Raw genomic sequence first — 14,679 nt, 5'->3', positions numbered from 1 at the left:
TCTTGTGTTAAAATTATTTAGAACAAATGAATAAAAGCAGAGCGCTGAATCCCTTTTCAGGGAACGGGGGAACCAGTCTTTTGGGGTGAATCCCCGCGCTCAGTAGTCTTTACGTCTTCCCTAAAATCCCGTTATCCTAAAGGAAATTTTGGATAAAGCAAAGGAGCAACGGAAGAGAAACTGAGTGCGGGGTAGGGTTAGCTTTCGACCCGAACCCGGCAGCTAACTTCGTAAGCGTGGAAAGTGAAAGAGGCATCGTACCCCTTTAATTTCTTGTACCCAAAACCCCGGTTCAGGCCGGGGTTTTATTTTATAACAGGAAGGGAGGTAGAAACTCGTGAGTGTCTGTCCAAACAAAGGGAAGCTGATGAGTAGAGAAGCCAAAAGGGAAATTGCATTGCAAAGGGCAGCTGAGTTAAAGGCCAGGATTATTGATTACCTGGACGCCAGAGATACCATCCCCAGCGGTTTGGAAGTCGCAGCGGAGATTGAAGCCAGCCGGCAGCGGATTATGGCCTATTTTGGTGCCAGTGAAGATGACTGGCAAGACTGGCGCTGGCAATTGCAGCATCGGATTACCTCGGTTGACGTCCTGGGGGAATTAATTCCCTTAACCGAAGCGGAAAAGGAAGCCATCAAGCGGGTCGAGCGTACCTACCGCTGGGCCGTTTCGCCCTATTATCTTTCTCTCATGGGCAAAGATGCCAGCTGCCCCATCCGGCGGCAGGCCTTACCCAGTGCCGCCGAGTTGGAGGATAAGGTCGGGGTACTCGACCCCATGGATGAGGAGCTGACGTCACCGGCACCGGCCATTACCCGGCGTTACCCCGACCGCTTGATTATTAACGTCACCAACCAGTGTGCCATGTACTGCCGCCACTGCCAGCGGCGCCGCAATATCGGTGAAGTTGACCGGAGCCGCAGCCGCCGGGAGCTGGAGCGGGCCCTGGAGTATATTCGCCGCAACAAAGAAATACGCGATGTCCTGATCACCGGCGGCGACGCTTTAATGCTGAGTGACGCCACAATCGACTGGCTGTTAACGGAACTGGATAATATACCTCATGTGGAGATTAAGCGCCTGGGCACCCGGGTGCCGGTTACTTTGCCTCAGCGTATTACGGCGGAATTATGCCGGGTACTGGCCAAGCACCCGCCGATTTACCTTAATACCCAGTTTAACCACCCCCGGGAGGTTACGGCGGCAGCGAAAGCGGCCTGCGATCGCCTGGTGCAGGCCGGGGTGGTCCTGGGAAACCAGGCGGTTTTATTAAAGGGCATCAATAACCATCCCTTTGTTATGAGGAAGCTCAACCAGGAACTGTTGAAAATCCGGGTACGGCCCTATTATATCTTCCACGCCAAGCCGGTTAAAGGGACGACTCACTTTATCACTTCCATTGAGGAAGGCGTGGAAATAATGGAGCAGCTGCGCGGTTATACTTCCGGCCTGGCCGTACCTACCTATATAATCAATGCACCCCACGGGCTGGGCAAGACGCCCATTTTACCACAGTATGTGCTGGCCTGCAATGACGACCAGGTCATCCTGCGGACCTGGGAAAAGCGGACCCTCTTTTACCCCAACCTGGGATGCCAGAAAGAACAGACTAAGGCTTAAAACAAAAGCGCCGGGCAATTCCGGCGCTTTTTACATACCATCTCCCTGATGGGAGCCCGGTGACACATTAAAATCCAAATAAAATAAACGTAACACCGTTCCTGATACCGGACCATAATTTACCAAAATCTCTGGCATATTCGGCATAAAACAAGAGAATCCTTGTTTATTGACCGTTAAATTTTCCTGTGGTAGGATTAAGATTGGGTTAAATATAAACCAATATAATTATCAGGAAGGAAGATAAAAATTGAATGATTTGTTAATCAGGCGCGCGCGGCTCATGGATGAGCCGGGAACTGTTGATGTAGCCATTAAAGACGGATACATTGTTGCCGCCGGGGGAGGAGTGGCCGGCTCGGCCCGGCAAATGGTCGATGCGGCAGGGAGACTCCTGATACCGGCCTTTGTCGATGCCCATACCCACCTGGACAAGGCCCTGACGGCGCCCCAGGAAGGCGCAGGCTCCCTGGCCGAAGCCATTGAGGATTTCCAGCGGCGCAGCCGCAAAATGGATAAAAATGATTTTATCGACCGCGGCCGCCGGGTGCTTAAAATGGCCTTGCGCCATGGGACGGCTACCATGCGCACCCATATTACCGTCAACGAAGCCCTGGGCCTGCGAGGTGTTGAAGCGGCCCTGGAACTCAAGGAAGAATTTGCCGGGAGAGTTGACCTGCAAGTATTTGCCATGGCCGGTGAATTGGAACCGGCACCGGCACCACCTTTAAAGGAACTCATGGAAGAAGCACTGCGCCTGGGGGTAGACGGCCTGGGCGGTGCCCCCCACCTGTCCGAAAGGATGCAGGAATGGGTAGATTATATCTTTGACCTGGCCATGCGTTATAATGTCTTGATTGATTTCCACGTTGATGAGACGGATGCTCCTTCGGTTGCCTCCCTGGATTATATAGCGGCTAAAACCATCCAGACCGGCTTCCAGGGCCGGGTGGTGGCCGGTCACTGCTGCGGCCTGGCGGCTGTGGACGAGGAGAAGGCTATCCGGACCATTGCCGCCGTGAAAGAGGCGGGCATCAGCGTTATTACTTTACCATCTTGCAATCTCTACCTCATGGGCCGCCGGGATAAGGGCCTGGTGCGACGCGGGGTTACCAGGGTCAGGGAGCTCCAGGCAGCGGGAGTAAATGTAGCCTATGCTTCCGACAACATCCGCGATGCCTTCCGCCCCTTTGGGAACGCCAATATGCTGGAGGAGGCCCTGATTACCGCCCAGGTACTGCAGATGGGAACGCCCCTGGAGCTCAAAAACGTTATGAAAATGGGCACCTATAACGCCGCGGCCGCCATTGGCCTTAAAGCTTACGGTGTTAAAGCCGGTGACCGGGCCGACCTGGTTCTCCTGGATGCTACCAGCCCGGCTGAAGCTATCATTGGGCAGGTTGAAAAGGTCTGTGTCATAAAGGGCGGCCGGGTGGCAGTGCGGAACGACAAAAAAAGCGACATCATTATTTAGCGGTTGCGTCAGGGAAAAGCAACGGTTATACTACAAGTAGCAAGCGACATTTTTTTACTGTGGAGGAATGAACTTGTTAGTAGATCTCAATCCAATTGCCTTTCACCTGGGACCTATAGCGGTGCGCTGGTACGGCATCTTTATGGCCCTCTCTTTCCTGGTGGGTTCCTGGTACCTGTACCGGGAGGGCATGAAAAGAGGCCTGGAAGAAGACTTCCTCCTCAACCTGGCCATTATTGTCATTATCTCCGGCGTTATTGGGGCGCGGTTAATGTTTGTCCTGGCCAATTACCCCACATGGTTTATAACAGACCGCATCCAGATACTTAAAATCTACGAAGGTGGCCTCTCCTGGCACGGCGGCCTCCTGGGGGGGTTCCTGGGTGGCTGGCTTTATGCCCGCTGGAAAAGAGTTGATGCCAACCAGTTGGCGGACCTGGTGGTACCGGGTCTGGCCTTCGGCTATTTCCTCGTGCGTATCGCCAACATCTTTAACCAAGAGGTCTTAGGCCGGCCTACGGATTTTTGGTTCGGCCGCTGGCCGGCCCAGGTCATAGGTTCGGCCATTGGCCTCCTTTTACTGGCCCGTTATTTTTATGTCCAGAGCAAAAATCCACCCCACGGCTACCAGTTCTGGTCCTTTATTTTCTATCACCAGGTTTTACGGGCCGTTGTTGAGGAAACAGTGCGGGATAACCCCCTGGAAGTGTGGGGTTATATTGTTCCCCACTGGGGCCTGGGCTTCTTCACCCTGACCCAGCTTACCACCCCTCCCATCCTGCTTCTCGCTTATTACTTCATGCGGCGCTCGCGCCGGGCCGCCAGGTTAAAGTATCGCAGATGAAGGCGGCCAGCGGCAGCGACCAACCTGTCGCCGGCCATGACCTTATCCACCGCTGTCAGGGATTATTTTTAATTGAGATATAATCTCAGCTTTATTTGTTCTTAACCTGAGGGCGTTACAATTACAATTGAAAAGAACACAGCACCTCAGGGGGGTAGGACAAATGTTGAGACAAAAATTAGTTGCCCTGCTTAAAGAATGTTACTGGCTCCTGGAAAAGACAGTGGAAGGACCGCGGGAACTGCGGCAGATGCAGGAGCAGGTGGCGCGCAAAATCGCTGAATTTGAAGGCCGGCAGCAAGTTCAGGCCAATTTTGGGGTAAGTGGGGGCAAAAAAGTTGCTTAAAAAATATTAGCGGCGGGGTCCAGGCTTCAGAGACGGGACCCCGCCTTTCATTTTACCGGGCCCCCTTGACCAGCATATCAATGAGGTCGGGAAGAGGAGACCTGGACCGGGATAACCTCCAGGTAGCGCTGGAGGCAGTGGGGATGTGCTACAGCCAGGCCCCAGGAAGCGCCATAAGCTTCCAGGAGCGATAAAAAAGCGGGGGTATAGAGTAAATACCACCCGCCCGCTCACAGGGCCATTATGGTTCACCGGAACAGCCAGGACGCCAGAGCCACGGCTACCCCGGCCACGGCAACGATGGTTCCGATTATCCAACGAGTGGTGTTGTGCAGCTCCAGGTGGAGGCCGTCAATTTTGGCGTCCAGTCTGTCGAACCTGGTATCTTGTTTTTCTATTTTGGCATCCGTTTCTTTGCGTAGGTCATCAATCTTGGTATCGAGCTTTTCGTCAAGTCTGCCCAGCTTGTCGTCCAGCTTGCCCAACTGCTGCATGATCATGTTGAATGGGTCAAAGGAGGTACGGAAGGTGAATCCCTGCTCCTCGCTGCCAGCAGCCAGTTGCTTTCTGGTTTCGTCCTCGACCACAGCCAAGCCGCCTCCCCTCCCTTGCCCATATTCTACCACGTTTGCGGGAATGGGGGCAATACCTAGAACTCCGGGAAGCGAAGGTCAGCATCATCACGCCCGCCCAAGTGGTCAACTTCGACGACGAGGACAGCGAACTTGTTTCCGATATCTTTAATCTTTTCGCCCGGCACCAGCGGCGGAAAATCAAGAAAGCCATGCGCCGGGGCCGGGAAGAAGCCTTCCGCCAGGGCAAGTGGCCTGGACAGCCACTCTTCGGCTATCAACTAAAAACATTCCCCTTTACAGCAAGTGGATTGCCGAGTATCGCAAGGTGGCTCCTCATGTAACCATCGATTACCAGTCCATCGGCAGCGGTGGTGGTATCAAGGGTATCACCCTTATGCTTTCATCAAAAACCAGGCCGGTAAATTTGTCGAGCCTACCCTGGAAACCACGACGGCGGCTGCTGCCGGTGCCGCCGCCAATATGCCGGAAGATATGCGTGTTTCCATTGTCAATGCCCCCGGGGAAAACTCCTATCCAATTGCCGGATACACCTACCTGCTGGTGTATAAAGACCAGAAGGATAAGGACAAGGGTACGGAACTGGTTAAATTCCTGTGGTGGGCTATTCATGATGGGGAAAAGTTCGCCGAAGACCTGCTCTATGCGCCGCTGCCTGACAACGTTGTGAAACTGGCCGAAACAAAGATCAAGCAGATCAATTACAAGGGTGAACCGCTTTATAAGTAAATCCTCAGCAATATTGCCGGGGATGAATTGCAGTAATTACTGGACGGGCTGGAAGCTGAAACTTGATTCATACCAGTTGGAAAAGCCGCGCGTGGCGCGGCTTTAATAATCCTTAACAAGATATTAACATGGAGCTAATTTAAATATAACACCGGTTTTTTATAATAGTCTGTGGACAGGCAGAAAACGGCTGGTAGCATCATTAAAAAATAGGAGGAGAATTTTAAGTGCCCAGGAAGAAAAGCAAGCGGGTAGTTGTGCTGGTAATGGCGCTGGCGTTGCTAATGTTGGTGACCGCTTGCGGCAATAGCGGTGAAACCAGCAAAGGGCCGGGGGGGAGCAGCGACGGCAAGGCTCAAACCGTAGCCTTGAACGGTGCCGGCGCGTCCTTTCCCTATCCACTTTACAGCAAGTGGATTGCCGAATACCGCAAGGTGGCTCCCAATGTAACCATCGACTACCAGTCCATAGGCAGCGGGGGCGGCATCAAGGGTATTATCGAGGAGACAGTTGATTTCGCCGGCAGCGACGCGCCCATGACGGACGAGCAGCTGGCCAAGGCGCCGGGACAGATTTTTCATATTCCTACGGTTATGGGTGCAGTCGTAATCACCTACAACCTGGAGGGCGTCAAGACGGGCCTTAAACTGACCCCGGAAGTTATAGGCGATATCTTTTTGGGGAAAATTAAGAAATGGAATGACCCGGCCATAACTGCCATCAACCCCGGGGTCGAGCTGCCTGATAAAGAGATCACCGTCGTCCACCGCTCGGATGGCAGCGGTACTACCAATATTTTTACCGATTATCTTAGCAGCATCAGTAAAGAATGGAAGGAAAAAGTAGGCAAAGGTACTTCCGTGGAATGGCCTGCCGGCATTGGTGCCAAGGGTAATGAAGGCGTGGCCGGTACCGTTAAACAGACGCCGGGCGGTATTGGCTATGTAGAACTCGCCTATGCCGTCCAGAATCAGCTGCCTTATGCTTTCATCAAAAACCAGGCCGGTAAATTTGTCGAGCCTACCCTGGAAACCACGACGGCGGCTGCTGCCGGTGCCGCCGCCAATATGCCGGAAGATATGCGTGTTTCCATTGTCAATGCCCCCGGGGAAAACTCCTATCCAATTGCCGGATACACCTACCTGCTGGTGTATAAAGACCAGAAGGATAAGGACAAGGGTACGGAGCTGGTTAAATTCCTGTGGTGGGCTATTCATGATGGGGAAAAGTTCGCCGAAGACCTGCTCTATGCGCCGCTGCCCGACAACGTCGTGAAACTGGCGGAAGCCAAGATCAAGCAGATCAATTATAAGGGCGAACCCCTTTATAAGTAATTCTTAAGGAAAACATACAGCAGGGGGAATTATGGGCCCGGCCCATGATTTCCCCTATCTTTGCTTGCGGGGAGAATTTACCCTGGAGGTACGTCAAATTTAGAGGATTTCAGACAGTAAACGGCGAATATCAACAATGTTTATATATCTAGAGCTGGCGGAGGATTGTAAATGCAAAAGCCAAGCCACAAAAGCAGGCGGTTGGGCGATGCTGTCTTTCGCGGCCTTACCTTACTGGCGGCCCTGGTAATGGTAGGCCTGATAGTGGTTATTGCCATTCAATTAATCAAGGGATCCCAGCTGGCCTTTACCCGCTTTGGCCCTGGATTTGTTACCGGTTCCAGGTGGGACCCTGTCCACGGCAACTTTGGTTCTTTACCATTGGTTTATGGTACGGTTGTTTCTTCACTCATCGCCCTGATCATTGCCGTCCCTTTGAGCCTGGGGATTGCCATTTATCTTGCTGAACTGGCGCCCCAATGGGTGCGGACCCCCGTTTCTTTCTTGGTCGAACTGCTGGCTGCTATCCCCAGCGTTGTCTATGGTTTATGGGGGATATTTGTTCTGGTGCCCTGGGTACGGACAGTCTTAGAGCCATTTTTGCAAAAAACGCTGGGCTGGCTGCCCTTTTTTCAAGGCACTTATTATGGTTTTGGCATGCTGGCGGCCGGCATTATCCTGGCCATCATGATTATACCTACTATTTCTGCAGTTTCCCGGGAAGTTTTACTGGCCGTTCCCGTCTCCCAGCGGGAGGCCATGCTGGCTTTGGGTGCTACTCGCTGGGAGACGATTAAGATGGCCGTCCTTCCTTATGGCCGGTCGGGCATCCTGGGGGCTGTCATTCTCGGGCTGGGACGCGCCATCGGTGAAACCATGGCTGTAACTATGGTCATCGGCAACCGACCGCAGATTTCCCCGTCGGTTTTTGAACTGGCCCAAACCATTGCCAGTATTATCGCCAATGAGTTCAGCGAGGCTTTTGACGATCTGCACCTGTCAGCCCTGGTGATGGCGGGATTGGTCCTATTTATTGTTACCCTGTTGCTGAATATTATAGCCCGCCTGCTGGTGTGGCGCATAGACAGAGTACCGGAAGGGATGAGCAGGGAATGATTGCCGGACGAAACGAGCGCCGTAAGTTTATGAGCAGCCTGATGTTTGTGCTGGCCTTGGGTGCCACCGTGCTGGCCCTCGTTCCCCTGGGCAGCATTCTTCTCTATGTAGCCACCAGGGGCCTCATGGCCCTCAACTGGGACTTCTTTACCCAGCTTCCCAAGCCTGTTGGCGAACCCGGCGGCGGCCTGGCCAATGCCATTGTCGGCACCTTAATTTTAGTTGGACTGGCCTCTATAATGGGGATTCCCCTGGGCATTCTGACAGGCATCTATCTCTCGGAGTTTGGGCGGGGACGACTGGCGTGGCTGGTCAGATTTATCTGTGATGTCATGACCGGTGTCCCCTCAATTATTGTAGGTATCGTCGTCTATGGTACCATTGTCCTGGCCATGAAGCGCTTTTCCGCCATTGCCGGGGGAGTAGCCCTGGCCATTATCATGCTACCGCTGGTAACCCGGACCACAGAAGAGATGCTAAAACTCGTACCCAACAGCCTGAGAGAGGCTTCCCTGGCCCTGGGGGCCTCCCAGTGGCGTACCACCTACAGCATTGTCCTGCGTAGCGCCATGGGGGGGATCATTACCGGTTCCCTCCTCGCGGTAGCAAGGGTTGCAGGCGAAACGGCACCCCTCCTGTTTACGGCTTTAAATAGCCGCTACTGGCATACCAGCCTGGACCAGCGTATTGCCTCCCTGCCGGTATATATCTACACCTATGCCACCACTCCCTACGTGGACCTGCACCGGTTGGCCTGGGGAGCTGCCCTGGTGCTGGTGGCTATGGTCATGGTTACCAGCATCGCAGCGCGGCTGGCCGGCCGCAAGGCCAGCGGAGGAGGTAGATAGAGTATGGACACCAGATTGATGGCCGAGGATCTCAGCGCCTGGTATGGCCAGAATCAGGTAGTAAAAAACGTCACCCTGCCGGTATACGCCAACCAGGTGACCGCCATTATCGGCCCCTCGGGTTGCGGCAAGTCTACTTTTATCCGCTGCTTGAATCGGATGTTTGAGGTAATCCCGGGAACCCGTACCAGAGGCAGGGTGCTTCTGGACGGGGAGAATATCTATGATGATAAAGTCGATCCGGCGGAAATACGCCGCCGTGTGGGTATGGTTTTCCAAAAACCCAATCCCTTCCCTACTATGTCAATCTTTGATAATGTCGCGGCAGGACTTCGGCTGCACGGCCTGCCTCCCGGGACCACCGCGGAGGAAGTGGTGGAAAGGTGTCTGAAAATGGTGGGGCTGTGGGATGAGGTCAAGGACCGCCTCCGGGATTCTGGCGTCAGCCTGTCCGGGGGCCAGCAGCAGCGCCTGTGCATCGCCAGGGCCCTGGCCGTGGAGCCGGAAATTTTACTCATGGACGAACCCTGCTCGGCCCTCGACCCGGTTTCCACCCTGAAAATAGAAGAATTGATTAAAGGGCTCAAAGAAAGGTATACAATTGTAATAGTGACCCACAATATGCACCAGGCCGCCCGGGTGGCCGATTATACCGCCTTTTTTCTTAACGGCCAGCTGATAGAGTACGGCCCGACGTCGGATATCTTTACCAATCCCAGGGACCAGCGGACCGAGGATTATATTACCGGTCGCTTTGGTTAAACCATTGGTCGCGCTTTAATGAGCGACGGTTGCTTTCCAATCATCAGGGACCTTGCCTGCTGGCAGGTCCACATACCTAAGCCGATAGACGAGTGTTTAAAAATTGCAGGAGGCCGCCTGCCGGCGGCTTTTTTGCTGCTATAAAGGGGCGAACATAAGTACCCCTCCCATCGGCCGGTTTTTTGCAGGAATTCCAGGCCGGGCGGCGAAAGGATATAGCATACTATGGTACAAAAGCTGTTGCGCATTTAAATGGAGGTGGCGCCGTTGTTTCGCGTCCTGCACCTGGCGGATCTGCACCTGGGCTACCGGCCCGACCTGCCGGCACCGCTCCAGGAGGAAGTCTGCCGGGAGCGCAACGGGGTTTTAAAGGCGGCCGTAGATCTGGCCCTGGATCCCCGCCAGGAGATCAGTATGGTCCTCATTGCCGGGGACCTCTTTGACAACCATCAACCCGAGGCTTTCCTGGTGGAGGAAACCATCCGGGAATTGGGCCGGCTGGAAGCCGCCGGTATCCGGGTGGTGACGGTGCCGGGAAATCATGACGAAATTACATATAACGATGCGGTTTACCGCCGCGAAGCCAGGCGCTGGCCGGGCCTCCTGGTTACTGAACCTATGCCGGCGAAAGTGGCTACCTTAAATATTAATGGCGATGCCTGTCACCTGATGGCCATGGCCTACACGGGCGGTGTCAGCCGGGTTGACGGCCCGTTAAAGGATTTCCCTCCCGCGGGGGAGGACGGGGTAAACCTGGCCGTTTTCCATGGTTCCCTGGACTGGGACGGGGGAGAAAGGAGCCTGCCCCTGGATGGGGGAGCCCTGGCAGCCGCCGGCTACGACTATATAGCCCTGGGCCACATCCACTGCGGGGGACAAAAGCAGCTTGGCAGGGGCCGGGCCTGCTATGCGGGCATGGTGGCCGGGAGGAGTTTTGCCGACCCCGGCACCGGCTCCTGGACCATAGTCACCCTGGGAGACGGCCCGGCGCGGGTGGAGCAGGTACCGGCGCAGGTAACGCCCTGGCGGGTAGTTGAGGTGGATGTTACGGCGTTTCATGAACCGGAGGAGTTGGAGGCGGCAATCAGGGAATCCCTTGACCCTGGCGCCCTGATGCAAGTGCGCCTGGTAGGGACGATTGCCTTTGAGCTGGATCTGGAGGGCCTGCAGGCCCGCCTGGGCCATCTCTGTTCTTACCTTGAACTGGTGAATGATACGGAAGGGTGGGCACCGGAAGTCCTGGAGAGCCTGGCCGCCGAGCCGACCATCAGGGGCCTTTTTGTCCGTCGCCTGCAAGCAAAGCTTGCCGGCGCAACGGGACCCGGGGAAGCGGAGGTAGTGCGCCGGGCGCTTTTTCGCGGGCTCCTGGCCCTGAAGGGAGGCGGCGGGTCATGCCGGCTGTAACCTGGCGGCGGCTGAGCCTGGCAGGTTTTGGCTGCTACCGGGAGCAGGTGACTGTTACTTTCCAGGAAGGCCTCAACGTCCTGGTGGCCCCCAATGAAAAGGGCAAATCAACTCTCGTTGCTGGCCTGGAAGCCGTCCTTTTCGGGCTGCCCAACACTGTTAACCCGGAAGCCTTTGGCAGCGCCCGTTTTGCCAACCGGGAAGAGCCGGACCGGTTTGAAGGAGAAGTGGAGTTTCTGGTGGACGGCCGGGTATACGCCATAAAGCGGCAATTCAGCACCAACCGGGTAACCCTTAAGAGGAGGGGCGATCACGGCTGGGAGGAAGTCTGGCGGGGGAGCCACAACCCCGGCGCCCATAAGAAAATCCCCGCTTATGTCGAACACCTTACTGCTTTTCTGGGCATTACCTCCCGAGAGCTCTTTGAAGCCACCTTCTGCCTGGGCCAGCCCCTGCCGGAAGGGCGGGCTTTAAGCAGTGAGGTGCAAAAGCTTCTTTCCGGCAGCGGCGGCCACTATCAGGATGCCCTGAAAATACTGGCCGGCGACTTAAGGGCCCTGACCCGTTACTGCGGCGACCGGGGCGTGGGCAACAACGGGCGCAAAGATGCCCGGCTGGAGGAGCTGCAGGCGGAAATTGCCGCTTTGCGGGCGCAGCAGCAGGCAGCCGGCAGCACCATCGAGGAGCTGGCTGTCATACGTTCCCGGCTCCAGGAACTGGCGACAGAAATTAAGAACGTCCGGGCGCAACTAAAAAAACAGCAGGACCTGCGGGCGGCCTGGGATAGGTGGCGGGCCCTGCAGCTGAGGTACAAAAGCGCCCTGCGCGAACAGCAGCAGGCCGCGGCGGTCCAGGAGAGGGCCCGGGAGCTGGAACAGAAGATCCGCCGGCACCGGGAGGAGGCAGCCCGGCAGTATCCCGAGTGGGCCGCGGCCCCGGCAGGCAGCGCCGGCCAGCTCGACCGCCTGGTGGAGCTGGAGCAGGAAATAGCCCGCTTACAGGGCGAGGCGGCGAACTGGGAGGCGCAGCTCCGGGATTTAAATGAAGAACAGGAAGCATTAACGGCCAGGCTGCAGGGTGAGCTGGCAGCAGTGGCCAATCACCCGGACATCCTGCGGGACCTGGAGGACCTCCAGGGCCTCCTCAAAGAGCAGGAGCAGCTGGCCGGGCAGATACAGGAACTGGCGGCCCGGGCGGAAGAGGTGGCTGCTGAACTGGCCGACCTGCCTGATTTCAGCGTGCTGGGAAACAGCCCGGCTGCAGTCCTGGAGGGTTTACAAGTTGCGGCGCGCCAGCTCCTGGAGGACTGGGGCCGCTTTCAGGAGCAGCAAAACCGCTATAAGAAACTGGAAGCGGAACTGGCCGGGGATTTAAGCTGCTTTGCCGGGCTGCCGCCGGAAAAGGAAGCCCTGGTGGCCAGTTATGAGGCAACCAGGATCGCCCTGGAAAAGGAAAAAAAGGAGGCCCGGGAAGCCTGCCGGCGCCTGGAGGAACAAAAGGCGGCCTACCGGCGCCGCGAGGAAGAGTACCGGCGGGAATTCGGCGACCTGGACGCTTTAGGAGAGGAAGCCCTCCACGCCGCCACAGATAAACCCGGGCTTCTCGCCGAACTCCAGGCCCGGGAAGCGGCCAGGCAGGCGGCCCTGGCAGCCGGCTGCCGCCGGAGGCAGGTTTTAACCCTGGCCCTGGCCGGCGCCGGCCTGCTAGCGGGCCTGGCAGCCGGGCTGGCCACCGGCAGCTGGCTTCTTGCAGCGGCGGTTGCCCTGTTCCTTGGCGGCCTGGGCTGCGGCGCCGGAGCTTACCTGGGCCGTCCTGGCAGAGACATTCTGGACCTGACTGCAGAAATTACCGCCCTGCAGGAGCAGCTGGCGCAGCTGGATGCCATATTAGGCCCCTGGGCGGGGGCTGCGGCGGCTGAGCTGGGCGAGCTGCGCCGGCGCTTGCTGGAGCGGGAACGGGCGCGGGCGGAACTGGCAGCCCTGGCCGCTTCTCTGCCCGGCACGGCTGAAGAAGAGGCGGCCCGGCAGGCCCTGGAAGCAGCCGAGAAGGCGCTTCGGGACTTCCAGGCCGCTACCGCCGCCATCAGCGCCCGCTTTAACGATGTGACGGCAGCCTATCGCCGTTACCTGGCTGCCAGGGAAGAGATGGAGCGGCTGGCAGCCGGGATGGAGGCCTTTACCATAAAGGCCGTGGGAGCGCCGCCGCCGGCAGCTTTAACGGTACCCCTGGCCGGCCTTGGAACCCCGTGGCCGGGTCTGGCCCGCCTGGCGCGGCTGGCCGGGCAGGCCCCGGCCACGGTGGGCGAGCTTTTGACCTGGTTAAAGGAACTGGACCAATCCGCCTGGGAAGATTTCCTGGCCCGGGCGCGGCAGTGGGAGGAATTGACGGCCCGGGACCGGCAGGTAAAAGAAAAACGGGAGCAGCTCCTGCAGCCGGATAAAGAGGGGCGGACGGCCCTGGTACGCCTGGCGGCAAAGATCACCGGGCTGGAAAGACATATAGCCCCCTTTACAGCGGCTACCGCAGCCGGGGAAATTGCTCCCCTGCTGGCAGAGGCGGCGAGGATAAAAGAGCGCCTGGCGGAACTGGCCGGCCAGCAGCAGGCTGCCGGGAGCAGAGTTAAGGATTTACGGGGGCAAATCCAGGAGCTGGAACTTGAGGCGGAAGGCTTGCGGGAAGATCTGGCCGCCCTCCTGGCACCGGCCGGTGGGGATGCCGGTAAAGCCCTGAAGCGCCGGCAGGGCTATGAACAGCTGGCCCGGGAATGGCAGGGCTGGCAGGAGCAGCTGGCCGGACTCCTGGGCGAAGGCAGCCTGGAAGATCTGGCTGCAGCTTACCTGGATGCCGCCAACCGGACCATGGCCGTCCTGCAGGAATGGCAGGCTCTGGTCCGGGAGCACCCGGGCCTGCCCGAGCCGGGAGGGGAAACAAAAGGGGAGGAACTGGAAGAACAGTACAGGGCCCTCCAGGCAGGGATATTAGAAATGGAAGGCCGGCTGCAGGGGCTGGAAGAAGAAGAACGTCAGCTCCTGCGCCGCCAGTCCCAATTGGAAGGCGGCCAGATCGCCAACATAGCCATTGTTGCCGAGACCCTCGCGGCCAGGGAAAAGGAGCTGGAGCGCCTGGAGCTGGAGGCCGGTGCCCTGGCCCTGGCCTACCGTGAGCTTGCAGCCGCGGCCCGGGATTACAGCCAGAACTACCGCCGCGAGCTGGCCCTGGCTGCCAGCCGCTATTTTAACCTCTTTACGGGCCGGCAGGAGCGCCGGGTAGAGATCACTGAAGATTTCCAGGTCGAAGTCAGGGAAGGAGGCGTAGCCGTAGCCCTGGCCCAGCTCAGCCGCGGCGCCCAGGACCAGCTTTACCTCTCTTTGCGCCTGGCTATTGGCGACCTTCTGAGCGCAGATTTAACCCTGCCCTTTATCTTTGACGACTGCTTTGTTAACTGTGACGCTGAACGCCGCGAGCGCATCCGGGAGAGTCTCACGGCCCTGGCCCTTGAGCGGCAGCTGCTTCTTTTATCCCACGACCCGGATTTTGCCGCCTGGGGAACCCCGGTGCAGATCGAAAGCCAGGGAAGCCTGTTAAGTGCTACTTAATGACCCGCTTGT

General features: G+C 57.2%; 13 protein-coding genes and 1 riboswitch. Of the genes, 12 read left to right on the top strand and 1 reads right to left on the bottom strand.

What is annotated here, in order from left to right:
• The first annotated feature begins 32 nt into the window (after positions 1-32).
• A riboswitch (cyclic di-AMP (ydaO/yuaA leader) is annotated at positions 33-251 on the top strand.
• Between the two features lie 116 nt (positions 252-367).
• From eam to FLZ89_RS03755, 4 genes are all read left to right on the top strand, one after another.
• Positions 368-1,621 (top strand): glutamate 2,3-aminomutase, encoded by a 1,254-nt coding sequence (eam, locus tag FLZ89_RS03770; RefSeq protein WP_141305277.1) that lies wholly within the window; start codon positions 368-370, stop codon positions 1,619-1,621.
• Between the two features lie 250 nt (positions 1,622-1,871).
• On the top strand, positions 1,872-3,095 hold the full coding sequence (locus tag FLZ89_RS03765; RefSeq protein ID WP_141304427.1) for an amidohydrolase family protein: 1,224 nt from the start codon (positions 1,872-1,874) through the stop codon (positions 3,093-3,095).
• 67 nt (positions 3,096-3,162) lie between these two features.
• On the top strand, positions 3,163-3,939 hold the full coding sequence (locus FLZ89_RS03760) for a prolipoprotein diacylglyceryl transferase (RefSeq protein ID WP_172613430.1): 777 nt from the start codon (positions 3,163-3,165) through the stop codon (positions 3,937-3,939).
• A gap of 163 nt (positions 3,940-4,102) precedes the next feature.
• The gene (locus FLZ89_RS03755) at positions 4,103-4,285 is read left to right on the top strand and encodes a hypothetical protein (RefSeq protein ID WP_141263988.1); all 183 of its coding nucleotides are present in this window, start codon (positions 4,103-4,105) and stop codon (positions 4,283-4,285) included.
• A gap of 248 nt (positions 4,286-4,533) precedes the next feature.
• Here the strand turns inward: FLZ89_RS03755 and FLZ89_RS03750 are convergent, their stop codons facing one another.
• Complete coding sequence (locus FLZ89_RS03750; protein ID WP_141263989.1) at positions 4,534-4,878, bottom strand: hypothetical protein; 345 nt, start codon at positions 4,876-4,878, stop codon at positions 4,534-4,536.
• Positions 4,879-4,913: 35 nt separating this feature from the next.
• Here FLZ89_RS03750 and FLZ89_RS03745 point away from each other — a divergent pair, with 35 nt between their 5' ends.
• From FLZ89_RS03745 to FLZ89_RS16375, 8 genes are all read left to right on the top strand, one after another.
• Positions 4,914-5,201, top strand: coding sequence for a recombinase family protein (locus tag FLZ89_RS03745; RefSeq protein WP_172613429.1), 288 nt, complete (start codon positions 4,914-4,916; stop codon positions 5,199-5,201).
• Positions 5,164-5,607 carry a substrate-binding domain-containing protein gene (locus FLZ89_RS03740; protein WP_141304426.1) on the top strand — a complete coding sequence of 148 codons (444 nt, stop codon included), beginning with the start codon at positions 5,164-5,166 and terminating at the stop codon, positions 5,605-5,607. The genes FLZ89_RS03745 and FLZ89_RS03740 overlap by 38 nt, the downstream gene beginning before the upstream one ends.
• 284 nt (positions 5,608-5,891) lie before the next feature.
• Positions 5,892-6,941 carry a phosphate ABC transporter substrate-binding protein PstS gene (gene pstS, locus FLZ89_RS03735; RefSeq protein WP_141264129.1) on the top strand — a complete coding sequence of 350 codons (1,050 nt, stop codon included), beginning with the start codon at positions 5,892-5,894 and terminating at the stop codon, positions 6,939-6,941.
• 171 nt (positions 6,942-7,112) lie between these two features.
• Complete coding sequence (gene pstC, locus FLZ89_RS03730) at positions 7,113-8,057, top strand: phosphate ABC transporter permease subunit PstC (protein WP_141263991.1); 945 nt, start codon at positions 7,113-7,115, stop codon at positions 8,055-8,057.
• Positions 8,054-8,905, top strand: coding sequence for a phosphate ABC transporter permease PstA (pstA, locus tag FLZ89_RS03725; RefSeq protein WP_141263992.1), 852 nt, complete (start codon positions 8,054-8,056; stop codon positions 8,903-8,905). Before pstC ends, pstA begins: the two co-directional genes overlap by 4 nt.
• A gap of 3 nt (positions 8,906-8,908) precedes the next feature.
• A complete protein-coding gene (pstB, locus tag FLZ89_RS03720) occupies positions 8,909-9,667 on the top strand; it encodes a phosphate ABC transporter ATP-binding protein PstB (protein ID WP_141304425.1) in 759 nt (252 codons plus the stop codon).
• A gap of 267 nt (positions 9,668-9,934) precedes the next feature.
• Entirely contained in the window at positions 9,935-11,071 is a 1,137-nt protein-coding gene (locus tag FLZ89_RS03715; RefSeq protein WP_141304424.1) for a metallophosphoesterase family protein, read from the top strand.
• A complete protein-coding gene (locus FLZ89_RS16375) occupies positions 11,059-14,667 on the top strand; it encodes an AAA family ATPase (protein WP_141304423.1) in 3,609 nt (1,202 codons plus the stop codon). Before FLZ89_RS03715 ends, FLZ89_RS16375 begins: the two co-directional genes overlap by 13 nt.
• Positions 14,668-14,679 lie beyond the last annotated feature (12 nt).

The sequence above is a fragment of the Moorella sp. E306M genome, from assembly GCF_006538385.1.
Lineage (GTDB): Bacteria > Bacillota > DSM-521 > Neomoorellales > Neomoorellaceae > Neomoorella.
Note: the sequence above shows the minus strand (reverse complement) of the source record. Positions and strands in the feature narration are given on the sequence as shown.